General features: G+C 66.1%; 19 protein-coding genes. 7 read left to right on the plus strand and 12 right to left on the minus strand.

The features are described from left to right. Positions 1-147: 147 nt before the first annotated feature. From EDF58_RS01050 to EDF58_RS01070, 5 genes are all read right to left on the minus strand, one after another. Positions 148-1914 carry a GGDEF domain-containing response regulator gene (locus EDF58_RS01050; RefSeq protein WP_132261930.1) on the minus strand — a complete coding sequence of 589 codons (1767 nt, stop codon included), beginning with the start codon at positions 1912-1914 and terminating at the stop codon, positions 148-150. A gap of 91 nt (positions 1915-2005) precedes the next feature. Continuing rightward, entirely contained in the window at positions 2006-2485 is a 480-nt protein-coding gene (locus EDF58_RS01055) for a response regulator (protein WP_132261932.1), read from the minus strand. Then, positions 2478-3935 carry a PAS domain S-box protein gene (locus EDF58_RS01060; protein ID WP_243654017.1) on the minus strand — a complete coding sequence of 486 codons (1458 nt, stop codon included), beginning with the start codon at positions 3933-3935 and terminating at the stop codon, positions 2478-2480. Before EDF58_RS01060 ends, EDF58_RS01055 begins: the two co-directional genes overlap by 8 nt. Positions 3936-4200: 265 nt before the next feature. Further along, the gene (locus EDF58_RS01065) at positions 4201-4704 is read right to left on the minus strand and encodes an asparaginase domain-containing protein (RefSeq protein ID WP_132261934.1); all 504 of its coding nucleotides are present in this window, start codon (positions 4702-4704) and stop codon (positions 4201-4203) included. 97 nt (positions 4705-4801) lie between these two features. Then, the gene (locus EDF58_RS01070) at positions 4802-5362 is read right to left on the minus strand and encodes a TetR/AcrR family transcriptional regulator (RefSeq protein ID WP_243654018.1); all 561 of its coding nucleotides are present in this window, start codon (positions 5360-5362) and stop codon (positions 4802-4804) included. Positions 5363-5485: 123 nt separating this feature from the next. Between EDF58_RS01070 and EDF58_RS01075 the strand changes: the two genes are divergently transcribed. Genes EDF58_RS01075 through EDF58_RS01085 form a run of 3 tightly spaced genes read left to right on the plus strand, consistent with a single transcriptional unit; the run spans position 5486 to position 9674 of the window. Beyond that, the gene (locus EDF58_RS01075; RefSeq protein ID WP_132261938.1) at positions 5486-6967 is read left to right on the plus strand and encodes an efflux transporter outer membrane subunit; all 1482 of its coding nucleotides are present in this window, start codon (positions 5486-5488) and stop codon (positions 6965-6967) included. Next, complete coding sequence (locus EDF58_RS01080) at positions 6967-8106, plus strand: HlyD family efflux transporter periplasmic adaptor subunit (RefSeq protein WP_132261940.1); 1140 nt, start codon at positions 6967-6969, stop codon at positions 8104-8106. Before EDF58_RS01075 ends, EDF58_RS01080 begins: the two co-directional genes overlap by 1 nt. Next, positions 8106-9674 (plus strand): DHA2 family efflux MFS transporter permease subunit, encoded by a 1569-nt coding sequence (locus EDF58_RS01085; RefSeq protein ID WP_132261942.1) that lies wholly within the window; start codon positions 8106-8108, stop codon positions 9672-9674. The genes EDF58_RS01080 and EDF58_RS01085 overlap by 1 nt, the downstream gene beginning before the upstream one ends. Positions 9675-9761: 87 nt before the next feature. Here EDF58_RS01085 and EDF58_RS01090 read toward each other — a convergent pair whose 3' ends face one another. The 3 genes from EDF58_RS01090 to EDF58_RS01105 form a co-directional block, all read right to left on the minus strand. Next, a complete protein-coding gene (locus EDF58_RS01090; RefSeq protein WP_243654019.1) occupies positions 9762-11102 on the minus strand; it encodes an MATE family efflux transporter in 1341 nt (446 codons plus the stop codon). Between the two features lie 485 nt (positions 11103-11587). Beyond that, entirely contained in the window at positions 11588-12847 is a 1260-nt protein-coding gene (locus tag EDF58_RS01100; RefSeq protein WP_132261945.1) for a cytochrome P450, read from the minus strand. 21 nt (positions 12848-12868) lie between these two features. Then, positions 12869-13195 carry a 2Fe-2S iron-sulfur cluster-binding protein gene (locus tag EDF58_RS01105; RefSeq protein WP_132261947.1) on the minus strand — a complete coding sequence of 109 codons (327 nt, stop codon included), beginning with the start codon at positions 13193-13195 and terminating at the stop codon, positions 12869-12871. A 134-nt stretch (positions 13196-13329) separates the two neighbouring features. Here EDF58_RS01105 and EDF58_RS01110 point away from each other — a divergent pair, with 134 nt between their 5' ends. After that, on the plus strand, positions 13330-14001 hold the full coding sequence (locus tag EDF58_RS01110; RefSeq protein WP_132261948.1) for a TetR/AcrR family transcriptional regulator: 672 nt from the start codon (positions 13330-13332) through the stop codon (positions 13999-14001). Positions 14002-14064: 63 nt separating this feature from the next. On the opposite strand, the gene EDF58_RS01115 is transcribed toward EDF58_RS01110, so the two are convergent. The 4 genes from EDF58_RS01115 to EDF58_RS01125 form a co-directional block, all read right to left on the minus strand. Continuing rightward, a complete protein-coding gene (locus tag EDF58_RS01115; protein ID WP_132261950.1) occupies positions 14065-14994 on the minus strand; it encodes a 1-phosphofructokinase family hexose kinase in 930 nt (309 codons plus the stop codon). 62 nt (positions 14995-15056) lie between these two features. After that, positions 15057-17126: an EAL domain-containing protein gene (locus tag EDF58_RS01120; protein ID WP_243654020.1), complete on the minus strand. Its 2070-nt coding sequence runs from the start codon at positions 17124-17126 to the stop codon at positions 15057-15059. A 348-nt stretch (positions 17127-17474) separates the two neighbouring features. Continuing rightward, the gene (locus EDF58_RS25755) at positions 17475-17645 is read right to left on the minus strand and encodes a hypothetical protein (RefSeq protein ID WP_165921310.1); all 171 of its coding nucleotides are present in this window, start codon (positions 17643-17645) and stop codon (positions 17475-17477) included. Positions 17646-17764: 119 nt separating this feature from the next. Further along, a complete protein-coding gene (locus EDF58_RS01125) occupies positions 17765-19357 on the minus strand; it encodes an isocitrate lyase (protein ID WP_132261954.1) in 1593 nt (530 codons plus the stop codon). 149 nt (positions 19358-19506) lie between these two features. Here EDF58_RS01125 and EDF58_RS01130 point away from each other — a divergent pair, with 149 nt between their 5' ends. The 3 genes from EDF58_RS01130 to EDF58_RS01140 all read left to right on the plus strand — a co-directional run bounded on the left by EDF58_RS01130 (position 19507) and on the right by EDF58_RS01140 (position 23506). Then, the gene (locus EDF58_RS01130) at positions 19507-20895 is read left to right on the plus strand and encodes a helix-turn-helix transcriptional regulator (RefSeq protein ID WP_132261956.1); all 1389 of its coding nucleotides are present in this window, start codon (positions 19507-19509) and stop codon (positions 20893-20895) included. Between the two features lie 139 nt (positions 20896-21034). Further along, positions 21035-22579, plus strand: coding sequence for a class I adenylate-forming enzyme family protein (locus tag EDF58_RS01135; RefSeq protein WP_165921311.1), 1545 nt, complete (start codon positions 21035-21037; stop codon positions 22577-22579). Positions 22580-22669: 90 nt separating this feature from the next. Beyond that, positions 22670-23506, plus strand: coding sequence for a helix-turn-helix domain-containing protein (locus EDF58_RS01140; protein WP_132261961.1), 837 nt, complete (start codon positions 22670-22672; stop codon positions 23504-23506). Positions 23507-23532 lie beyond the last annotated feature (26 nt).

A 23532-nucleotide genomic window follows, 5' to 3' on the forward strand; every position in this document is an offset into this window, starting at 1 on the left:
AAAGGCGCGGGCAGGGTCCAGCAGTGATGGGCCTGGGCGTGGAGGTATCACCGGGGCGTAGTGTGAGCGTCTGCCCGCCCCGCTGCGACCGGGCAGCGGGGCGGGCATCCGGCCTTCAGGTCTTCAGGTCCTCAGGCCCTCTCGTCTTCAGGCGTTGACCTGCCGGATCATCGGCGCCTGGCTGCGCCAGGTGTCCATCCAGTCGAGCACGTCGTCATAGGGCATCGGCTTGCAGATGCCGTAGCCTTGCCCGGCATTGCAGCCGAGCGAGACCAGCAGCTCCTGCGTTTCCGGCGTCTCCACGCCCTCTGCCACAAGCGGAATGCCCAGGCTTTCGCAGAGGACCACCAGGCTGTTGACCAGCGACTGGTCGAAGCGGCTCTCGGTGAAGCGCGAGATGAACGAGCGGTCGATCTTGATTTCGCTGATCGCGAAATCGCGCAAGTAGCCGAAGGAGGTGAACCCGGCACCGAAGTCATCGATGGAGAGCGGGATCTTGTGCTCGTGCAGTCGCTCGATCACCCGCTTGGCCTGCGAGGGGTTGGTGATGAGCGCGGTTTCGGTCAGCTCCAGCGTGACCCGCTCGGGCGCTATGCGGTGGCATTCGATCAGCTCGACCACGCTGTCCACGAAAGTCGGGCGCTCCAGCATGCGGGCGGAGACGTTGATGGCGATCGTGGCGCCGTCCACTTTGTCCTGGATGCGCGCAAACTGCGAGAGCACGGTGTCCAGGCACTGGTTGGTGAAAGTCTCCAGCAAGGGAGATTGCTCCACGGTGCGGATGAGCTGGTCTGCGGGAATATTGCCGCTGCGCGGATGGCGCCAGCGGACGAGTGCCTCGAAGCCCAGCACGCGCCCGTCGCGCAAGTCCACTTTCGGTTGCCAGTGCCACTCCAGAGCGTCGTGCGCGATGGCCTGGTCGATTTCCTCCAGCATGTCCTTGGGATCGAAGGCGGGAGACGCGGGCAGGTTTTCCCGGCTGGTGACGAGCTTGTCGATCCCGCGCTTGGCCGCATACATCGCATCGTCCGCTGCCGAGAGCAGGCCGGTGGGCGCATAGCCGCGCTGCGGGCACATGGCGATGCCGATCGAGGCGCCGACATGGAGAATGCGGTTTTCGTGGACGATCGGCTGCTCGATCACCCGGGCCAGCTTGCCGGCTAGCCCCGTTGCGGTGTCGTAGTCCGGCACGTCCTGCAGGAGCAGCGCGAATTCGTCGCCCCCGAGGCGCGCCACTGTGTCCACTTCGCGCAAGTGGCCGCGCAGGCGGCGGGCGATGGTGGTGAGCACCACGTCGCCGGCGGCATGACCGAAGCTGTCGTTGATCTCCTTGAACCGGTCGAGGTCGATCATCATCACGGCGAAGGACGAACCGTTGCGGCGCGCACGGGCGCAAGCCTGGCCGAGCCGGTCGAACAGCAGCGTACGGTTGGGCAAGTCGGTCAGCGGATCGTGCAGGCTGCGATGGGTCAGTTCTTCCTCGGTGCGGCGCAAGTCCTGCCGATATTTGCGCCAGGCAATGCCTTCCTCCACCGAAGCGGCGACGCGTTCGGGCGAGAGCGCGCGCTTGGTGAGATATTCGGTCATGCCGGCCTTGATCGAATCCGCCGCCACTTGCTCATCGACATTGCCGGTTACGGCCACGATCGGGCAGTCCTGATCCACTTCGGCGCGGATCGTCGGCACGAGGTCGCGACCGTCGCCGTCCGCGAGACCGAAATCGAGGAAGACGATGTCCAGCGAGGGTTCGGCATGGCGGATGATCTGCAGGGCTTCCGCCTGGGAGCTGGCTTCTATCACGTTGATCGAACGGGGGCCGCGCTGAAGCATGCGGATCAGGCGTTCCCGGTCGACATCGTCGTCGTCCACCACGAGGGCCTGGATTTCGGTCTTGCCGTTGTGAAAATATTCCATCGTCGTCAGGTCCTTCGGGTTGGGTTGGGCGACCGTGAGGCTGGCTTGGGGCTTTTTGCCCGCTGGGTTTTTCGGCTGGATCGGGCCTGCTTCAGGGCAGGTTCTGGGTCGTCGCGTATTGCGTTATGAAATGGGCGAGCTGGGCGAATTGCGGCCCGACGGCGGACTTCACCATGTAGCCGGCGACGTGTTCGTCGTAGGCGCGCGACCGGTCCTGATCGCGCGAACTGGTGCTGAGGATGAACACTACCGTGCGCTGCAGCGCCGGATCCGCGCGCAGGGTTTCCAGAAACTGGAAGCCGTCCATGTTCGGCATGTTGAGATCGAGCAGCACGATCACTGGCGTGCCGAGCCGCTTGGCCGGATGCTGTCCGCGCAGGATCTGCAGCGCCTCGCACCCATCGCCCGCCGTCTGGCTGCGGCAGGGCACGCCGTGCCGCCGGAAGCTGCGCAGCACCCCTTCGAGCGCGACGTCGTCGTCATCCACCACGAGAACGGTATAGTCGAACAGGGCGGGGCGGCTGGGAGTGGACTGGTCCCGGCCCGCGCTGTCTCCCGGGCGGTCACTCATCCTCGTATTCCTTCAGCAGGATGCGGGGCCAGTGGATCTCGAACGTGGCGCCGCCGAGCGCGCCGGGCGAGCATACGGTCACCATCCCGCCGTGGGCATTGATCATGCGCCGGGTGAAGGCGAGGCCGACGCCGTCGCCGCTCGTGCCCGGCGAGGCCCGGTGAAACAGCTTGAAGATGCGCTCCTCGTTGCCCGGGGTGATGCCCTTGCCATCGTCGTCGATCGTGAAGACCGAGAAGCGGCCTTCCTCGCGCATGGCGATCCGGATCCGGCCCGAGCGCCCGCCATGGTGCTTGACGGCATTGCCGATGAGATTGCGCAAGGATGTCGCCAGCGGCGCGCGGGGCGCGGTGATGTCGCTGCCGTTCATGTCGATCTCCACCTTGAAGCTGTCCGGCACGAGGGCGAGGCCCAGCGCTTCGTCGACCAGTTCCGCGGGGGAGATCGTCTCCATGTGCCGGTCGCGCACGCCGGCGCGCGCATAGTCGAGCAGGTCGTCGATCATCTGCTCGGCCCGGGCGATGCGCAGGGATATGCGGTCGAAATTGTGCTGGACGTCCTCGGGCAGCGCCACGCCGCTCAGGTCTTCGCGGATCCAGGTGACGAGGTCGGCTATGCCCCGCAGCGGAGAGCGCAGATCGTGGCTGGCCACATAAGTGAATTCCTCAAGTTGCGAATTGGTCTGCTGGAGCGCGGTCTCGGCCCGCTTGCGCGACGAGATGTCGCTGACGATGGCCATGAACATTGGCTGGGCGCCGTTTTCGAGCTTGGTCAGCGCGATCTCGACCGGGATCTCCTGGCCGGAGCGGTGCAGCCCCGTGAGGTCGCGGCCGGAGCCCATCATGCGCGAGGCCGGGGCGGCGACATAGCCCTCGACGTGCTCGCGGTGGAGTTCGCGGTAGCGCGCGGGCAGCAGCGTCTCCAGCGGCTGGCCGACCAGTTCCTCGCGCGGATAGCCGAACTCGGCGGAGAGGGCGGAATTGACCTGGACGATGCGCTGGCGGGTATCGACGACGAGCGCGCCGAGGGGCAGGTTCTCGAAGATCTGTGAGAAGCGCTTCTCGGCGATGACCTGGCGCGTGAGGCTCTGGAAATAGAGTATCGCGCGCGCGCCGAAGTCGCCGGGGCAGGGGGCCAGCGTCACTTCGACCGTTTGCGGATTGCTTTCCAGCCCCTGGATGGCGACCGCGCGGCTCCACGGGGGGCGGGCCTCCAGGGGGGCGGCGAAAAACACCTCCAGCATCTGCCGCAGGATTTCGGCATCGTCCTCGGGCAGCCAGGCGAAGGCCAGGGTGAGGCGCAGGGCGGCGGGATCGGACTCGCCCAGGATCGCGGCAAGCGCCGGGTTCGCCCAGGAAATGACGCCGGCCTGATCGATGATCATCGCACCGATCGGTGCATGGCCGAGCGCGACGTGGACATCGGCCTGATCCTGAAGCGCAATCGTCACGACAGCTCCCTTCGCAGCGTAAGACACCGGGACTTCCCGGAAGGGGAAGCGGCGTTACCGTGCGACCGGGAGGTCGTGTGCGTTCGTTCGACGACGCGGCGATCGGCCTTCCGGGTTTCCGTCTAGGCGGCAGGCCGTTTGCGTCTGACGAAGGAAGGTTTCCGGATTTCTGCTTATTTTGAGAGGCAAGGGGCCGGCGCGAATGGGGCGCCTGGAACTATGGCTTCACCTCAGGCGCGCTTCCGAATGCGCACCAAACGCCTGTTTACAGGGCGACGAACTTCCCGGCATCGCGGTCCTTGCGGACCTGGAGGCCGTTGAAGACCGAGCCGTTCATCGTGATCCACACGCCTTCGGGCGCGGACTGGCAGCAGGCGAAAGCCATGCCGAGATTGAAGGTCGCGTCGCTTTCGGCGAAGCGGGCCGGGGCGAGGGCGCCGGTGAGCACGGTGGTCTTGCCGGGGACGTCTGCCAGAACCCTGGCAGTGTCCGTCATCGTGTCGGTGCCGTGGGTGATGACCACATGAGCCTCGGGCGCGGACGCGACGATGGCGCGGATGGCCGCACGGTCCTCGTCGGTCAGCTCCAGGCTGTCCTTGCGCATCAACTCCACCACGCGCACCGGATGGGCGACGCGCGCGACCTTGAGCAGCTTCTCGATCACGCTTTCGGCGATCTGGTATTCGCTGAGCGCGTCGAAATACTGCTTGTCGAACGTGCCGCCAGTGGTGACGACGAGGATCGGAGAGAGTGCGGGGGCCTTGTCCATCCGCGCCATTTCCTCTGCCGGCAGCTTCGGGTCAAGGTTTTCCTGCCACCGGGCCTGCCACTGGGCCTGCCCTTGAGCCTGCCCTCTAGGCTTCAGCTCAAGCCGCTTGCGGGCAGGGGCGGCGCGGCCAGTCGACCACACCGATCAGAGTGTCCACGAAAGCCTCGCGTTCCTTCAGGGTGGGGCGCTTCGGGCGCATGAGAATGTCCGAACGATAGCCGACCATCGCCGAGACCGTCACTTGCGTCAGCCGCTCGGCCTCTTCCGGGGTGAACGTCGTCGCATAGAATTCGGTGACGCAGCCGCGAAAGCGGGAGGGACCGCGTTCGTAGAACATCTCGTTGATCTCGGGAAAGCGCTCGCCTTCGCTCATGACGAGGCGGAACAGTTGCACCGAATTCTCGCGCAGCAGGCAGTCGATGAAGCGCAGGCATGCCCGTCGCAGGGCCGGGAACGAAAAGGTCTGCCCGGCGAGCACTTCGTTCACGTCCTGCGAGAAGCTGTCGACCTTGTTGTCCACCACGGCTGCGAACAGCTCTTCCTTGGAGCCGAAGTGCGCCCAGAGGGTGGCCTTCGAGCCGCCCAGTTCATCGGCGATCGAAGACATCGTGGTGGCGGCATAGCCTCGCTCGAAGAACGAACGCGTCGCGACATCCACGATGGCTGCCCTTTTCCTGGCCTTGTTGAGTTCTCTCTTGCCCAAATTCTCTGTCATAGTGGTACCAGGCAGTACACTTTTCCATTGACAGGCGCAAGCCGGACTCCGATAAAAACTGTACTGATGAGTACGATCACTATCTCCCGAGTCGCGGCGGCTTCGATGCTAGCCGTAGGCCTTTCGCTGTCCGCCTGCGCCGTGCCCGACCTTGGGCCGAAGCCGCAGATGCGGGCTCCTGCAACCCTGGACAGCTCTAGGTCTCTGAGCGCCCAGTCCTTCCGCGATGGGGCGCCGAATGCCTCCGCGGATGCCGCCTGGCCGCAGCAGCAGTGGTGGACCGCTTATGGCGACCCTCAGCTGGACGCCCTGGTGGCGGAGGCGCTGGCCAATTCGCCCGACGTAGCCGAGGCGCAGGCGCGCATCCTGCAGGCGCGCGGTGCCGCGCTGGTGGCGGGGGCTTCCACGCTGCCCACGGTGAACGGGCAAGGCTCTGCCGGGGCGGCCAAGCAGAGCTATAACAACGGCATCCCGGCCGACTTCGTTCCCAAGGGCTGGAAAAGCACCGGCGATCTCGCGCTTTCGGGCGACTTCGACCTCGACCTCTGGGGCAAGTACCGCAAGATGCTGGCCGCTGCGACGTCCGAGCAGAAGGCCGCCGAGGCCGACGCTCATCAGGCCGAGCTGATGCTCTCCTCGAACGTGGTGTCTTCCTACTTCGATCTCGCCCGCCTGGTGGCGCGCGGGGAAGCGCTGAAGGAAGCGGTGAACGCGCGCCAGTCGATGGTCACGCTCAGCGACCAGCGCAACCAGCAGGGGCTCGACAGCGAACTGCCGCTGCGCCAGTCCGAATCGCTCGCAGCTTCGGCCCGCGCCGCGCTGTCGGCCAATAGCGAGCAGATCCTGCTGCGCCGCCATGCGCTTGCGGCCCTGCTCGGTGCCGGACCGGACCGCGGCCTCGCCATCGCGCCGACTGCGATCGCCAGCCTGCCGGTCACGCCGGTGCCGGCGGATGCGGGCATCGGCCTGGTCGGCCGCCGTCCCGACATCGTCGCCGCCCGCCTGCGTGCGGAAGGCGCGGGCAAGCGTATCGACGCCGCCAAGGCCGCGTTCTTGCCCGATATCTCGATCAGCGGGCTGTTCGGCCTGCAGTCGCTCGGGATTTCGAACTTGTTCAAGAGCGGTTCGACTTACGGCAACGCCGGCGGCGCGATCAGCCTCCCGATCTTCCAGGGCGGGCGCCTCAAGGGCGAATATACCAAAGTGCGCGGCGCCTACGATCTGGCGGTGGCGGACTACAACGCCGCAGTGATCGGCGCGCTTCAGGACGTTGCCGATACACTGGCTTCGCGCAATGCCGCGGCCGAGCAGGAACAGGCCTCGGCCGATGCCCGGGACAAGTCGGCCCGCGCCTACGACATCGCCATGAAGCGCTACAAGGGCGGCCTGGGCAACTACCTCGACGCGCTGAGCGCCGAGACCACCGCTCTCGATGCGCGGCAGGCGGCCGTCGATGCCCATTTCCGGACCCTCGCCAGCGAAGTCGCGCTCAAGCGCGCGCTGGGCGGCGGTTACGAAGACAATTCAAGCAAGAAGGCTCCCGAGTAATGAGTGACGACCAGAACAATGAGCACGGCTCCGGGAGCGTGCTGGGCAAGAACCGGCGCAAGCCGCTGCTGATCGGCCTCGCCATCGGCGTGGCCGCGGTTGGCGTGCTCTATTTCGCCTACGACCTGTTCGTCGGCAGCCGCTCGGTCTCGACCGACAACGCCTATGTCGGCGGCGACAATGCGCAGGTGACCCCGCTGACCTCGGGCCGCGTGGTGGAAGTGCTCGTCACTGACACCCAGCCCGTCCGCAAGGGCCAGTTGCTGTTCCGCATCGAGGATTCCGACCAGCGCATCGCCCTGGCGCAGGCAGAGGCCGAATTCGCCGCCGCGCAGCGCCGCTACGGCCAGTCCCTCGCCCAGAACCGGGCGCTGGGCGCCACGGCAGACGCCAGCGATGCGCAGATCAATTCCGCCAAGGCCAGTGTCGCCTCGGCCGAGGCGACCTTGACCAAGGCCAAGACCGACTTTGCCCGCCGCCAGGCGCTCGTGGGCAGTGGCGCCGTCTCCGGCGATGAACTGACGACGGCCCGCCAGCAGCTTGCCGCGGCGCAGGCATCGGCCAGCGAGGCGCGTGCCATGCTGGCCCAGATGCAGGCTTCGGCGGTCAGCGCACGCCGCCAGGAAGAAGCCTCGGTCGCCCTGACCAAGGGCACCACCGACACCACGGCCCCGGAAATCCGCCAGGCCCAGGCCAAGCTGGACCAGGCACGGCTCGATCTCGAACGCACCATCGTGCGCGCGCCGATCGACGGCGTGATCGCCAAGCGCGCCATCCAGGTCGGCCAGAAGGTCCAGGCCGGCGGCGTGGCGATGACCGTGGTTCCGGTCGGCCACCTCTATGTCGATGCCAATTTCAAGGAAACCCAGCTCGGCAAGGTCCGTCCCGGCCAGAACGCCACGCTCAAGGCCGACTTCTACGGCAGCGACGTGGTCTATCACGGCAAGGTCATCGGCTTCGCCGGCGGCACCGGCTCGGCCTTCTCGCTGATTCCGGCGCAGAACGCCACGGGCAACTGGATCAAGGTGGTGCAGCGCCTGCCGGTCCGCATCGAGCTTGACGCCAAGGAACTGCAGCAGCACCCGCTGCGCATCGGTCTCTCGATGGATGCCGAGATCGAACTGACGGACGCCAACTGATGGCCGGGGCTTCCCCCGCCGCGGCAGGGGCCGGAAGCACGGGAGCCGCCGACAGCACCACCTTCACGGGTGCGAAACTGCTCATCGCCGGCTTCCTGCTGGCGATGGCCAACTTCGTCGTCGTGCTGGACATGACGATCGCCAACGTTTCGATCCCGCACATTTCGGGCGGACTTGGCGTCTCGGTCTCGAACGGCACCTGGGCGATCACTTCCTACGCGGTTGCCGAAGCGATCTGCGTGCCGCTCACCGGCTGGCTCGCAGGGCGTTTCGGCAGCTTGCGGGTGTTCCTGATGTCGCTGATCGGGTTCGGCGTGTTTTCCGCGCTTTGCGGTATCGCCCATACTTTCCCGCTGCTGGTGCTGTTCCGTCTGGGGCAGGGCTTCTGCGGCGGTCCGCTGATGCCGCTGACGCAGACGCTGCTGCTGCGCATCTTCCCCAAGCACATGCATCCGCGCGCCATGGCCATGTGGGCGATGACGGTCGTTACCGCGCCGATCGCGGGGCCGATCGTCGGCGGCTACATCTCCGACAACTGGTCGTGGGAGTGGATCTTCTTCATCAACGTGCCGATCGTGGCGCTGGTCTTCTTCGGCCTGTTCACGATGCTGCGCGGGGTCGAGACGCCCACGCGGAAGCTGCCGATCGATGTCGTGGGCCTGGCCCTGCTGATCGCCTGGGTCGCTTCCTTCCAGATGATGCTGGACCTTGGGCGCGAGCATGACTGGTTCGGTTCGCCCTTCATCGTCGCGCTGGCGGTGATCGCGGTGATCTTCTTCATCGCTTTCGTGATCTGGGAACTGACCGAGGAACATCCCGTGGTGGACCTCAAGGTCTTCCGGCACCGCGGCTTCTCGGCGGCGACATTCTCGCTCACCATCGCCTTTGGCACTTACTTCGCCTCGGTCGTGGTGATCCCGCAGTGGCTCCAGACTTCCATGGGCTATACCGCGACGCAGGCGGGCGAGGCGATGGCCTTCTCCGGCGTGCTCGCGGTGTTCGCATCGCCCTTCGTGCCCAAGCTGATGCAGCGCTTCGATCCGCGCATGCTGGTGTTCCTGGGCATTTCCTGGATCGGCATCTGCGCCATCTTCCGCACGAGCTGGTCGACCGAAGTGCCGTTCTGGACCATCGCCTGGCCGCAGCTGGTGCAGGGTGTCGGCGTCTCGCTGTTCATGGTCCCGCTGACCACGATCAGCCTGGCCTCGGTGCGGCCGGACGAGACGGCGGGCGCGGCCGGCATCGCCAACTTCGGGCGCACTCTGGCCAGCGCCATCGCCACGGCGCTGGTGACCACCACCTGGGAGGACATGGGACGCGCCAACGGCGCCGACATGGCCGCCTCGATGAACGGTGCGCAGCAGACCATGACCCAGTTGCAGAACGCCGGCTTCTCCATGGAGCAGGCGCGCCAGACGCTGGCCAATCTCGTGGCGGCACAGGGCACGGCGCTGGGCACGGTGCATGTCTTCGCGCTTTGTGCCGTGCTGCTGTTCATCGCCGCATGCACTATCTGGATCGCCCCGCGACCCCCGCGCGGTGCGAAGCCGGCTTCCGGCGGGCACTGATCCCTCGTCCTGCCTGAAGCCAAGCGAGCCGCCGATGCCACTCCTCCTCCGGCGTCGGCGGCTTTCTCTTTTCCGGGGAAGCCAGTGTCAGCCCGCGGCGAAACTGCGCCGGGTCAGGCGCGGCAGCATCAGGGCCTGACCGATCGCGCGCAGCACGAAGAACAGGGTGAACGCCGCCCAAAGGCCGTGATTGCCGAAGGGGTGGAGCAGCCAGAGCAAGAGGCCGTAGACGGCCAAGGCCGCCAGCATCGTCCCCATCATCGCCCGCGTCCATCCGGCGCCCACGAAGACCCCGTCGAACACATAGGCCGAGACGCCCAGCAGCGGCATCGCGGTAAGCCACGGCGCATATGCGGCGGTGGCGGCGATCACCGCCGGTTCGGTGTTGAAGGCCGAAGCCAGCCACGCTCCGCCGAAAGCATAGGCCAGGGTCAGGACCAGGCCCATCACGCCGCCCCAGAGCAGCGCCGAGCGGACCGTGGCCCTGAAGCGCCGGGCGTCACCGGCACCCAGAGCTTCTCCGCAGAGCACTTGGGCGGCGCTTTCGAAGCCGTCGAGCAGGAGCGTTGCCAGCATGAAGAGCTGAAACAGGATGCCGTTCGCCGCCAGAGTCACCGGGCCGGCCTGCGCCCCGGTGCGGGCGAAGGCAAGCAGGGCGGCGGTGAGCAGCAGGGTGCGCAGGAACAGGTCGCGATTGAGGGCGAAGAGCCGCGCCAGTTCGGCGCGCCGCCATGTCGCGCGTCGTCGCACCGAGGAAAAGGCGGCGCGCGCTTCGGGACGGCGCAGCACGAGTGCGGCAAGCACGGCGAACTTGAACAGTTCCGAGGTCAGCGTTGCAGTGGCCACGCCCGCAACTCCCCACTTCGCGACGAGCACGAGGAACAGGTCCAGCGCGATGTGCACGGCGTTCGCCGCGATTTCGACCACCAGGACATGGCGCACCAGTCTCTGTCCGATCAGCCAGCCCACCAGCACGCAATTGCCCAGCCAGAGCGGACCGGCCCAGTAACGGATCTCGATGTAGTGCCGGGCGCTCTCTCGCAGGGTGCCCTTGGCTTCGAGCAGGTCCAGCCCCAGCGGGATCGCCAGGGGCATGAGGCAGAGCAACAGCGCGCCGATGGCCATCGCCGCCGCCATGGCGCGTGCCAGCGTCTCGGCGGAAGCGGTGCGATCCCCGCGTCCCGCACCCTGCGCCGTGAGGGCGACCGTGCTGGTCCGCAGGAAGTTGAACACGTTGAGCATGGCCATCATGTACTTCGCGCCGAGTTCCACAGCGCCTTGCGCCGGCGCGTCGCCCAGGCGCCCGATGGCCCACATGTCTGCCAGCCCGAACAGCGCGGTGGCCACGTTGGTGAGCATCGCCGGCAGGGCGATCGACCAGAGCAATCGCGCCTGATGGTCGGCACGCAGGGAGAGGCGAAGGTTCAAGGCATTCTCGCGGTTGGAATGCCTCCGCGCTTATCCGAGGACCCTGGATCCGGCAATCGCGCCGGCGAATCGCGGCATGCGAATCGGGGCGATCCGGCTGCGCCGGGCGGAGGGCAGGGCTTTGCTGCACTTGCTAACTGGAAGGATGGCACGGATACAACGGTGCGCGACCTGCTCTGCTGGAAGCAGTGCAAGTGCGCTAAAACCGTTGATCGAGATGATGTTGCGTTTGCGAAGAATCGGCGCGCCGGACAGAAAGTAAACTTCCTACCCGGCGCGCTCTCTCCCAACACCGGTAAAGCCGCAAGCGGCCTTTCACCAAGCACTCTGCAACAATTTCGCGCGATCTCAAAGCGGAATTGCACCGGGACTTATTGAATGTCCCAACCGATGCTGTTTGGCCACAACCGCCAGGGATCGACGGCGCGCGTGCGAAACGGGCGCAAGGGCCTTGCAGCAAAGACGATGCGGCAGGCGGGCGGCGGCTACCAGACCAGCGGCACGGCTTCCGGTCCGATCACCCCGCCGGGGCGGTACTCGATGTGCGTTCCCGGCTGCAGTTCGAACTGGGGCACACGCCTCAGCCATTCCTGCAGCGCGATCTTCACTTCCAGGCGGGCGAGATGTCCGCCCATGCAGCTGTGTACCCCGACGGTGAAGGCCAGGATCGTCTTGCGGGGCCGGTCGAAGTCCACGGTCTTCGGATCGGGGAAGACTTCGGGATCGAAATTGCAGGCGGGCAGGATGAAGGTGACACGGTCGCCCTTCTTCATCTGCACCCCGCGCATCTCGTAGTCCTTGTCGAGAACGCGTCCGGAGAAAGTGACCGACCAGCGTCGCAGAAGTTCCTCGACGATCCGATCGATGTCCTGCGGGCGGTCGATGATCTCCTGGCGCTGTTCGGGGTTCTGCGCCAGCCAGAGCCAGATGTTGTTGAGCGTGGCGAACACCGTGTCGAGCCCGCCGATGAACAGGAAGCAGACGAAGCCGAAGATCTCCTTTTCGGAGAGCGGCACGCCGTCCGGCTCGGCATGGGCGATCAGGCTGACCACGCCGTCGTCCGGATTGGCCTTCTTCTCGGCGATGGCTTCCTTGAGATAGGCGCCGATCTTCGCCATCGCCTGGCCCATGATCGCGCGGTCGTTCGAATGGAGCAGTTCCATCGCCCATTCGACGAAGGTGTCGCGCATGGCCTGGGGAAGGCCCATGATATCGAGGAATACCGAGACCGGCAGCGGGCGGCCGAAATCCTCGGTGAATTCGCAAGTGCCCCCGGCCGCGACTTTGGCCTCGATCTCGTCGATCAGGTCGTTCGAGCGCCTGCGGATCAGCTCTTCCAGCTTGAGCACGCCCTTGGGGCTGAACACCGGATCCACGATGTTGCGGTACTTGCGGTGGTGGGGCGGATCGATCTCGATCGGGATGAAGTAGAAGTAGTCGTTCGGATCGCGCGGGAAGGGCGTGGCGCCTTCGTTCGAGAAGATATCCGGATGGCGCAGGCCGAACAGGGCGTCCTCATGCTTGGTGAGGTGCCACATGTTGCCCATCGGGCTCACGTCGTAATAGATCGGCGGCTGCTTCTCGTGCAGCGCGGCCATGAAATCGTGCGGGCCGGCGAGGAATTCGGGGCCGAACGTCAGGCCGGACTGGCGGATCAGCTCTGCCGGGACATGGTCCGGCACCTGGTCCAGGCCGACGTGGCGCGGGAAGCTGGGGGGAACCGGGTTGGCGGCGTCGATGGGCATCGGTCTCTCCTGCCTGGCGGTTCAGAATTGATGTTCGGGCATGTGGACGACGAGGCCGTCCAGTGCGGATGTCATCTCGATCTGGCACGAGAGCCGGCTGCTGGGACGCACTTCGGCCGCTGCCGATTCCAGCAGTTCCTCTTCCGCCTGGGAGGAGGGGGCGCCAACGGTGTCGACCCAGTCCGCGTCGATATAGCAGTGGCAGGTAGCGCAGGAGAGTCCACCGCCGCACTCGCCGGTAATCCCCTCGATCCCGTTGTAGACGGCGCCGTGCATGACGTTGTCGCCGACCTCGACGTCCACGTCGGACGCGTGTCCTTCATGATCGACGTAAGTGACCTTGGGCATCGAACTCTCCTGTCCTTCGGCTGTTGACGCATTTCTGAGAACGCTGTTCTCACGGCGTGTAGCGCGGTCTTCGAAGGGGGTCAAATGAAAGCACCGGCTGGACCGCGCGGGGCGGAGCGCCTAGTCCATGGCGGATGGCATCATCGCTTCCGATCCCCGCCCCTTCCGACCCGCCCTTCGCCGCTTTCGACGATGGCGAGCAGGATCGCACGCGGCTGCTGGTGACCGCGGCCTACAATCTGCTCGACGAAGCGGGTCTTGAAGGGCTGACGATCCGCGCCGTCCTTTCCCGCACCCGCCTGGCACGGCGCGCGTTTTACGAGCGTTTTCAGGGCAAGGACGACCTGGTGCTGGCGGTCTTCGATTCGTCGCTGCGCTCGGCCGCGCTCCAGTTCGGCGAAATGACGCGGCAGGTGGAAAGCCCGATGGAGGCCCTGCGGCTGATCGTGTCGAGCATCGTCGTCGGCCAGCTCGGCCAGGGCGATTCGGTGGAGAGCGGCGCCCATCTGCGCAGCGCAGCGCTCAGCCGCGAACACTTGCGGCTGGCCCAGTCGCGCCCGGCGGAGCTTCAGGCCGCGCTCCAGCCCTTGCTGGATCTCATGGCCGGCCATGTCGCCGCCGGTATCGCGAAGGGAGAGTTCCGCCCCGCCGAGCCGCAATTGCAGGCGCGGCTGATCTACAACCTCGTTTCCACCACCGTGCACACCGTCCTGCTCCAGGAGGAAGGCGGCGAGCCCGATCTTGCCGAGCGCGAGGCGCTGGCCGGGGCGATCTGGGACTTCTGCCGAAGGGCCATCGTCGCCTGAGCCTTCGTACGGACTGACACCTGCCCGGTATCGCTGCCGGGTTCCGAAAGGGTCGGTGGCCGGTTAGAGCGGGGCGATGCGTTCCAGCATCTGCTCGATGTCGTCGGGCCGTGCGAGGTCCGTGCCCGCACGCAGCACCGCCGCCGAGCCTGCCGCCATGCCGCGGCGGAAAGCCTCCAGCTCGTCGTCCCCCCGGCACAGGGCGTGGACCATGGCGGCCACGAAACTGTCGCCCGCGCCGACCGCGCTGGCGGCGTCGATCTTGAGCGCGGGCAGGAACACCGGTCCTTCGGCCCGCGCCAGCACCGCGCCTTCATGGCCCATCGTCACGGCGACGAGCCGCGCCTTGCCCGCCTCGACGATCTCCATGGCGGCCGCGCCGATGGCATCGACATCCTCCAGCTTGCGGCCGGCATATTGCTGCAACTCCCCCTGGCTGGGCTTGACCAGCAGCAGTCCGCCTTCCGCGATCCCCGCCTCCAGCGCCTTTCCGGAACTGTCGAGCACGACGTCGCATCCCCGCTTGCGCATCAGCCGGGCGACGCGGGCATAGTAGTCGTCGGGCACGCCGGGCGGCAGCGAACCGCTCATCACCAGCACGTCGCAGTTGGCTTCGGCGAGTTGGTCGAGGCAGTCCTGCCATTCGCTTTCGCTGACTTGCGGGCCTGCGGGCGTGAAGCGATATTCCTTGCCGGTATCGTGTTCGAGAATGTCGGCGGCGATCCGGGTCGGACCTTCGATGGCGATGCGCGTACGGACAAGCTGATGCAGGTCGATCAACCCGTCCAGCGCCGGTCCGGTGGCCCCGCCCGAAAGATAGAAGCACCGCGCATGACCGCCGAGCCGCACGAAGACCCGCGCCACGTTGATGCCGCCGCCGCCCGGAGCATAGTGCTCGTTGTCAGTGCGCATCTTGTGGGTGTGCTGCACTTTGCCGACATCGTAGGAGATGTCGATCGTCGGGTTCATCGTCAGCGTGGCGATGCTCTTCATCAAGGCAGCTCCTGGTCGGCCGGTCTCTTGCAGCGCTTCATGCCCGCGATCGCGGGTCGGCGCTAGACCGGGTCCAGTGCGTCCGGCTGGGCGCCGGGGAATTGCAGCATGGATCCCGGCTGGGGCCGTCCGAACAGGAAGCCCTGGCCCTGGGTGCAGCCCTCTGCGCGCAAGTATTCCCGCTCCACGTCGCTCTCGATCCCTTCCGCGGCCACCGTCAGCCCCAGGCTGCGACCGAGCCCGATCACCGCGCGGATCACCGCCCGCGAACTGGCTTCCTCGTGGAGGTTGAGAATGAAGGACTTGTCGATCTTGATCTTGGTGAAGGGGTAGTTGAGCAGGTAGCTGAGCGAAGAATAGCCGGTGCCGAAGTCGTCGAGCGAGATGCCGATGCCGAAGGCCCGCAAGTTGCGGATGATCGCGGCGGGGCGGGGGCCGTGCTCCATCAGCACGGCTTCGGTGATTTCCAGTTCTAACCGTTCCGCGCCGAGGCCTGAACCGGACAGCGCGTTGATGACGGTGCTGAGCAGATTGCCGTTGCGGAACTGCACGGGCGAGACATTGACCGAAAGCCGCACGGACTCCGGCCAGCGGGTCGCTTCGCGGCAGGCGGTCTGCAGCACGAAACGGCCGAGCTTGTCGATCAGGCCGAGTTCTTCCGCCAGTGGCACGAAGACTTCGGGAGAGACTTGCCCGCGTTCTGCGTGGTTCCAGCGCAGCAGGGCCTCGCAGCACTCGATGGCGCCGGTCTCCAGGTTGAGCAATGGCTGGTAATGGACTTCCAGTTCATCGTCGCGCACGGCCTTGCGCAAGTCCGTCTCCAACCGGCTCCTGGCCTGTGCTGCCTCGTCCATTGCCACTTCGAAACTTCGGCAACTGCCGCGTCGCTCGGTCTTGGCGGCGTAGAGCGCCAGATTGGCATAGCGCATCAGCGTCTCGTGATCGCCACTGTCGAACGGAGCGCCGGCCATGCCGGCCGTGGCGCCGACATGCAGGGTGTTACCGTGGACATGGAAGGGTTCGCAGAGCACGGCGATGATCGCCTTGATAACCAGTTCGGCCTGCGTCAGGCTGGACTTGCGGAAGATGATGGCGAATTCGTCTCCGGCGATCCGGCAGAGCAGGGCGCCGGGCGGCATGAGGTCCCGCATGCGCAGCGCAGCATCGATCAGCAGGGCGTCGCCGAAGCGGTAGCCATAAGTGTCGTTTACGGACTTGAAGTTGTCGAGATCGATCAGCGCCAGAGTCACCGTTCCTGCCGGGACGGCGCCGTGAAGCAGTTCGCGCAAGGTCTCTCGGCAATGCGAGCGGTTCGCCAGCCCGGTCAGCTCGTCGTGCCGCGCCATGTATTCCATGCGGCGCTCGATGCGGCAGCGTTCGGTCACGTCGAAGATGGAGGCGATCGTCACCTGCCGGCCGTCGAGTGTCGAGGCGTGAGTGGAGACATGGGTTTCCACCCGGCCCCCGTCCCGGCGGAGCATCTGCCAGTTCGCGTTGCTGGTCGCCAGATCGGCATCGAGCATCGGTGCGGCGATCGCCCAGGCCTGCGCCACGAAGAGGCGGCGCGTGGCAAGGCCGTTCAGTTCCTCCGGCGTGTAGCCCAGCAGGCGGCAGGCGGAGGCATTGGCATTCACGATCAGGCCGCTTTCGGGATCGTGGACCAGCATGGCCAGGGGATTGCGATCGAACAGCAGCCGGAAGCTCTCTTCCTGTTGCTTGAGATCGGTGATGTCCACGCGCAGGCCGATGGAACCGCCATCTTCGGTCCGGCGCTCCTCGATGAGGATGCAGCGGCCGTTGGAGAGGCGCTGTTCGTGCCGGGCATCGGGTTCCTGCATCAACCGCAGGCGATCGGCGAGCCATTCTTCCTCGCGGCCCTTGGCCTCGGGGTAATCGCCGCGCGCGACGCCGACCCGCAAGGTATCGGCCAGGCGGGCGCCGGGCTCCAGCAGGTCTGCGGAACGGCAGTAGATTTCCTCGTACTTGCGGTTCCACAGGATGTAGCGCCCGTCCTCGTCGAGGAAGACGACGCCTTGCGGCAGCACTTCGATAGCCTCGCGCAGGCGTTTTTCCGCGCGGTCGGCTGCCGCGAGCGCGGCATCGAGCGTTTCAGGTGGCGCTTCGCCTTCCAAGGCCTCGTACTCTTTCCGCACTTTCCATAACCAGCAAGCGAGCCCGAACCCGGATTCGGTTTATAACACAGGACGTTAATTTTTCCGCCAACGCAATCGTGCTGCTCTTGCGCCGACACGAAGTGCCGCGCGGAAAAGGAAATTAACCACAAAAGAAACCCGCCGCACCGGGGTGCGACGGGCCTGGCCTTCCTCCCCAGGAAAGCGCTTGAGAGGTTATCCGGTCCTGGCAGGACCGGTCGTTCTGGCCGCCGGCGTTATCATCGCCGGCGTTCCGGTGGCTGCGTCAGCGCCGGGTGGCGCTGCGCCTGGGTTGGTCAGCGCCGCGTGGCGCTGCGCCTTAGTTGGTCAGCGCCGCGTGGCGCTTCCGAGACGATGGTAGAGGTTCGAGTAAGTCGAACTGACCGGATCGTCCTCATGCGCGCGCATGTAATAGAGCACGGCTTCCTGCAGCAGCTTGAAGTCCTGGTTCGAAAGCACCGCGCGGGCGCGGGCCGGTTCGGCGGTCATGGTGGTCATAGTACCTTCCTTTCCTTGCTTCACTGGGGCTTTCCCCATCCGCCCGAGGACTGTCTTCGGGCGTTCTCGAAGTTCGTTTCTTCGCGCTCTCAGGCAGCGAACTGGTTCCCCCCGCTGCCTCAGGCAGCGAATTGGTTCATCGTGTTGTGCGTGCCGCCGGCCTTGAGGGCGGCCTCGCCGGCGAAGTATTCCTTATGGTCGTCGCCGATGTCGGATCCGGCCATGTTCTGGTGCTTCACGCAGGCGATGCCCTGGCGGATTTCCTGACGCTGGACGCCCTTGACGTAGCCGAGCATGCCCGCCTCGCCGAAGTATTCCTTCGCCAGATTGTCGGTCGACAAGGCGGCCGTGTGGTAGGTCGGCAGGGTGATGAGGTGGTGGAAGATCCCCGCCTCGCGCGCCGCGTCCTTCTGGAAAGTGCGGATGCGCTCGTCGGCCTCCTTGCCGAGGTCCGTGCCGTCGTAGTCCACGCTCATCAGCCTTGCCCGGTCATAGGCGCTGGTGTCGCGGCCTTCCGCTTCCCAGGCATCGAAGACCTGTTGGCGGAAGTTCAGCGTCCAGTTGAAGCTGGGCGAGTTGTTGTAGACCAGCTTGGCGTTCGGGATCACTTCGCGGATGCGGCTGACCATTCCGCCGATCTGGCCGATGTGCGGCTTTTCGGTTTCGATCCACAGCAAGTCCGCGCCGTTTTCCAAAGCGTGGATGCAGTCGAGCACGCAGCGGTCCTCGCCTGTTCCGCTGCGGAACTGGTAGAGGTTCGACGGCAGCCGCTTCGGGCGCATCAGCTTGCCGTCGCGGGTGATGAGAACTTCGCCGTGGCCGACATCGCCCACCGCGATCTCCTCGCAGTCGAGGTAGCTGTTGTAGCGGTCGCCGATGTCACCCGGCTCGCGGGTGAAGGCGATCTGCTTGGTCAGCCCCGCGCCCAGCGAGTCGGTGCGCGCCACGATCAGGCCCTCGTCCACGCCCAGTTCCATGAAGGCGTAGCGGACGGCGCGGATCTTCGCGATGAAGTCCTCATGCGGGACGGTGACCTTGCCGTCCTGATGGCCGCACTGCTTCTCGTCGGAGACCTGGTTCTCGATCTGGATGCAGCAGGCGCCGGCCTCGATGAACTTCCTGGCGAGCAGGTAGGTCGCCTCGGCATTGCCGAAGCCCGCGTCTATATCGGCGACGATCGGCACGACATGTGTTTCGTGATTGTCGATCGCGTGCTCAAGGCGCTTGGCTTCGACCTCGTCACCCGACTCGCGCGCCTTGTCCAGATCGCGGAACAGCATGCCCATTTCGCGGGCGTCTGCCTGGCGCAGGAACGTGTAGAGTTCCTCGACCAGCGCCGGAACCGACGTCTTCTCATGCATCGACTGGTCGGGCAGGGGGCCGAACTCGCTGCGCAGCGCCGCGACCATCCAGCCCGAAAGGTAGAGATAGCGGCCCTTGGTCGTGCCGAAATGCTTCTTGATGGAGATCATCTTCTGCTGGCCGATGAACCCGTGCCAGCAACCCAGCGACTGGGTGTAGTTGGCGGGGTCGCGGTCATAAGCCGCCATGTCCTCACGCATGATGCGCGCGGTGTAACGGGCGATGTCGAGGCCGGTGCGGAAGCGGTTCTGCAGGCGCATGCGCGCGACCGATTCCGGCTCGATGCCGTTCCAGTTGGGCTCGGTGCCGATGGTCTGGCCGGCTTCGGTGATCTTGCTCTGGTAGGTCACTGCCAAAAGTCCCCGTCGAAAAATGTGATTGGGCGATGGCCTGGAGCTAATCCCGATTTGTGCGGTGCGGAACGGGCTGCGAAGTCCGGTTGTCAAACTTTACAGATATTCCTTGTAAAGATGTACAGGCATGACAAACTGCGGAAGTCATGGCGCAATCACGACCTCTCTACCTCGGCCCCCGGCTTCGCCGCTTGCGCCGCGAACTGGGGCTGACCCAGCAGGCGATGGCGGGGGATCTGGAGATCTCGCCCAGCTACGTGGCGCTGCTGGAACGCAATCAGCGCCCGGTGACGGCAGATATGCTGCTGCGTCTGGCGCGGACCTACCGGCTCGACATCGCCGATATCGCCGGGGACGATGGCGAGGACTATGCCCGCCGCGTGGGGGATGTGCTGCGCGATCCGCTGTTCGCCGATATCGACTTGCCTTCGCTGGAAATCGCCGACCTCGCGATGAGCTTTCCGGGCATTTCGGAGGCTTTGCTGCGGCTTCACGGTGCCTATACCCGCGAAAGCCAGGCCCTGGCTGAGCAGCGCGCCTCCGGCCCCGCCGCCGAAGAGAACGAGCCGGTGCGCGAGGCGCAGCGCTTCCTCGGGGCTTCGCGCAACTACTTCCACACCGTCGACTTGCGTGCCGAGGAACTCGCGACCGAGATCGAGCAGGCAGGCGGGGCCACTGCATGGCTCGCCGCCAAGGGCGTGCGCGTGCGCTTCCTGCCACCGGACGTCATGGTCGATTCGCTGCGCCGTTTCGACAGGCACAACCAGCAGCTCCTGATCGACGATACGCTCGGGGCCTCAAGCCGCGCGTTCCAGATCGCCACGCATATTGGGCATACCGCGATGCGCAGCGATATCGTTGCAGTCGTGCGCGCGGCAGCTTTCGTGCAGGCCACAACGGCGACGCTGGTGCGCCGCGCGCTGGCCGGTTACGCGGCAGCGGCGATCCTGATGCCCTATGCCAAGTTCGCCCGCGCGGCGGAGGCGCGGCGCTACGATATCGAGGCGCTCTGCGCGCTGTTCGGTACCAGCTTCGAGCAAGTCGCCCATCGCCTCACCACGCTGCACCGGCCGGGCGAGGAGCGCGTGCCGTTCTTCTTCCTGCGCGTGGACGAGGCGGGCAATGTCTCCAAGCGGCTGGATGGCGCGGGCTTTCCCTTCGCGGCGCATGGCGGCGGCTGTCCGTTGTGGTCGGTGCATCAGGTGTTCCGCTGGCCGGGCGAGGTGCGCACGCAGTGGCTGGAACTGCCGGACGGCCAGCGCTTCTTCTCCATCGCGCGCACCGTCACTTCGGGGGAGGGGCGTCACGGCCGCATGAAAGTCACCCGCGCGGTGGCCCTCGCCTGCGCGGCAGAAGAAGCGGATAAACTGGTTTACGGAGGTGAGCCGGAAGCAAGCGCAACGCCCATCGGCGTCACTTGCCGCCTCTGCCAGCGCGCCGATTGTGCGGCCCGCTCGGTGCCGCCTATCGGCCGCGATGTGCTCGCCGACGACTATCGCCGCGCCGCGCAGCCCTATACTTTCTCGGAAAGCTGATATTCCCTATTGCGAAATATAATTCGCGAATGTGACGATTCCGCCCCGGCGATGGCGAGGCGGCAAAAGTTGCGAAAGCGGCCCCCTCGAAGCAGGATCGAGCCTCACAGGGCAAGAACGCGGCGAGAGGATGAGTGCATTGAGCAGCGCAGGCACGCCGGGTGCGGCCCGGACCTTTCCCGAACTGATCCGCTCCGCCGCTGCATCTCATGGCGATGCCGTAGCGATCACGCTGGAGACCGAAGCCGGCCGGGAAAGCGTCACTTTCGCGGATCTTGACCGCCAGTCCGCCGCGCTCGCGCGCGGGCTGTTGGCGCGCGGAGTGGGGAAGGGGGCGCGCGTCGGCTTCATCTTCGGCAATGGTCCGGGCTTTGCCATCGCGCTTGCGGCCATTGCCCGTACCGGCGCAGTCGCGGTGCCGATCAGCACGATGCTCCGCGCAGGCGAACTGGTCCGCGTGCTGCGCCAGAGCGACGTACAGGGCCTGATCGTCCAGCGCACCATGCTCGGCAAGGATCTCGTGGCCCGGCTCACCGAGGCATTGCCCGAACTCGTCGGGCAGGCATGCGGCGCGCTGCGCCTGCCGCGCGTGCCCTACTTGCGCTGGATCGTCTCCAGCGGCGAGGGCCTGCCCACCGCCGCCGAGGCTATGGGGTGGCTGACCGATGCGGGGGCGGAACTGGGCGAAGACCTGCTGCTCGAGGTCGAATCCGAAGTTCACCCGACGGACCAGATGATCGAGATCTACACGTCCGGCTCGATGGCGCTGCCCAAGGGTGTGCGCCATCTCCACGGTGCGGTCATGGCGCGCAGCCATTGGCTGGCGGAGATGCTGGGCGTGCAGGCGGGCGAGGAACGCCCGGCGCAATTGCCGATGTTCTGGGTGGGCGGGCTGATGTTGTACCTGCTGCCCGGATGGGAGCGCGGCGCCGTCACCACTTGTACTGAGCGGACGCTCAGCAACAGCCGCTTCGCCATGGGTTCGGTGCTGGCGGAGGAGGATCTCGAACGGATCAAGGGGCCGCAGCCGTGGTGGGGCCTGGGCATGAGCGAAACGCTTGGTCCTTATGGCTGGGGGGACGAGTTCCGCGTTCCCGGCCGCCCGGTCTGCGCGCCGATGGACCACTTCGCGCCCGGCTATGACATCCGCATTGCCGACGAGGATGGCCGTGCGGTCGGCGATGGCGAGATCGGCGAGATGCAGGTGCGCGGACCTGCCGTCGCGACCGGACTCCACAAGATCGACCGCGCCGAACACTATACGCCGGACGGCTATCTGCGCACTGGCGACCTCTGCCTTGTCGAGGATCGTGCGGACGGCCGCCGCATCCATTTCGTTGGGCGCGGCGGGGACATGATCAAGGTTTCCGGTTCGAACGTTTCGCCTGCGGAAGTGGAGATGGAACTGCAGGCGCTCGACGGCGTGCACAGCGCCTATGTCGTCGGCCTGCCGGACCGGGAGCGCGGCGCGCTGCTCGTGGCGGCGCTGGTGCCGCGCGATGGCGCCGTGCTCGATATGGTCGCGATAGAGGCCAGGCTGCGCGGCGGCCTCTCCGGCTACAAGGTTCCGCGGGCGTGGGTGGAACTGGCGCGGGATGAGGTGCCGTTGCTCCATTCCAACAAGGTCGCCCGCAGAGAGATCGCCCGGATCGTGGCGGAGCGGCTGAGCGAGAACGCCGTCTAGGCCCTCCGCCGCGGGAGACGGCTTGTAGGCATTGACGAAGGCTCTCACGCCCAATAACCCGACAGGCAATTCGAAATAGCGAAAGTGCCCATGTCGCGTTCCTCTCCCGGCGTCGCCCGCATGGCCGCCATCCTCAATTTCATCGCCGATCACCCGCGCCAGTCCTTCGCCCTGACCGACCTGGTGCGCGCATTGAAGCTGAGCCGGGCCACCTGCCATGCCCTGCTGACCGGGCTGGTCGATGTGGGCTACCTCTACCGCACCAGCGACAAGACTTACGTGCTCGGCCCGGCGCTCGCGGCGATTGGGCGCACGGCGGCGGAGCACTTCTCGCCGCTCCAGGTTGCGCAGCCGGAAATGCGCAAGCTGGCGGACGATTTCGACGTGGTCTGCGGCGCCTACTTCCTGGAAGGCGACACGATCCACTTGCGCGAACGGGCTGCCTCGGCCAGCCATGTCGGCTACCCGGTCCCGCTGGGCACGCGCATGCCGCTGCGCTGGGTTCAGGCGACTTCGTTCTTCGCCCGCAACCCGCGCGAGGCCGATGCGGCGCAAGTCCGCATCAATCCGTCGCCCTCGGCCGAGCAACTGGAACAGCTTCATGGCGGCATGGCCTTCGTTCGCGAGCACGGTTTCATTGCGCTGATCCGCCGCGCCGACAGTTCACGCACAGCAGAGATCTCGACATCGGGGCTGGAGGATCCGCCAGTCGTGCCGCAGACGGAACTGGAAGACGCGCGCGCTTACCCGCTCATGGCGATCATGGCCCCGATCTACGACGCTCGCGACCGCGTCTCGATCTCGCTTGTCCTGGCCGGTTTCAATGGCTCCATGACCGGGGCCGAGGCGCGCCGGGCAGGTGAGGCGCTTGCCGATGCCTGCGCGCGCATTTCCCGGTTCCTGATCGGTCAACCCGAAGAAAGCTGAGCTTCCGTCCCGGCGGTATCATCGAG

The organism is Novosphingobium sp. PhB57 (assembly GCF_004342985.1).
Lineage (GTDB): Bacteria > Pseudomonadota > Alphaproteobacteria > Sphingomonadales > Sphingomonadaceae > Novosphingobium.

What these genes read in the sequence shown, in the direction of transcription:
- EDF58_RS01050 (WP_132261930.1), bottom strand. Translation starts at nt 1,914, where the DNA reads ATGGAATATTTTCACAACGGCAAGACCGAAATCCAGGCCCTCGTGGTG.
- EDF58_RS01055 (WP_132261932.1), bottom strand. Translation starts at nt 2,485, where the DNA reads ATGAGTGACCGCCCGGGAGACAGCGCGGGCCGGGACCAGTCCACTCCC.
- EDF58_RS01065 (WP_132261934.1), bottom strand. Translation starts at nt 4,704, where the DNA reads ATGGACAAGGCCCCCGCACTCTCTCCGATCCTCGTCGTCACCACTGGC.
- EDF58_RS01075 (WP_132261938.1), top strand. Translation starts at nt 5,486, where the DNA reads ATGAGTACGATCACTATCTCCCGAGTCGCGGCGGCTTCGATGCTAGCC.
- EDF58_RS01080 (WP_132261940.1), top strand. Translation starts at nt 6,967, where the DNA reads ATGAGTGACGACCAGAACAATGAGCACGGCTCCGGGAGCGTGCTGGGC.
- EDF58_RS01085 (WP_132261942.1), top strand. Translation starts at nt 8,106, where the DNA reads ATGGCCGGGGCTTCCCCCGCCGCGGCAGGGGCCGGAAGCACGGGAGCC.
- EDF58_RS01100 (WP_132261945.1), bottom strand. Translation starts at nt 12,847, where the DNA reads ATGCCCATCGACGCCGCCAACCCGGTTCCCCCCAGCTTCCCGCGCCAC.
- EDF58_RS01105 (WP_132261947.1), bottom strand. Translation starts at nt 13,195, where the DNA reads ATGCCCAAGGTCACTTACGTCGATCATGAAGGACACGCGTCCGACGTG.
- EDF58_RS01110 (WP_132261948.1), top strand. Translation starts at nt 13,330, where the DNA reads ATGGCATCATCGCTTCCGATCCCCGCCCCTTCCGACCCGCCCTTCGCC.
- EDF58_RS01115 (WP_132261950.1), bottom strand. Translation starts at nt 14,994, where the DNA reads ATGAAGAGCATCGCCACGCTGACGATGAACCCGACGATCGACATCTCC.
- EDF58_RS25755 (WP_165921310.1), bottom strand. Translation starts at nt 17,645, where the DNA reads ATGACCACCATGACCGCCGAACCGGCCCGCGCCCGCGCGGTGCTTTCG.
- EDF58_RS01130 (WP_132261956.1), top strand. Translation starts at nt 19,507, where the DNA reads ATGGCGCAATCACGACCTCTCTACCTCGGCCCCCGGCTTCGCCGCTTG.
- EDF58_RS01140 (WP_132261961.1), top strand. Translation starts at nt 22,670, where the DNA reads ATGTCGCGTTCCTCTCCCGGCGTCGCCCGCATGGCCGCCATCCTCAAT.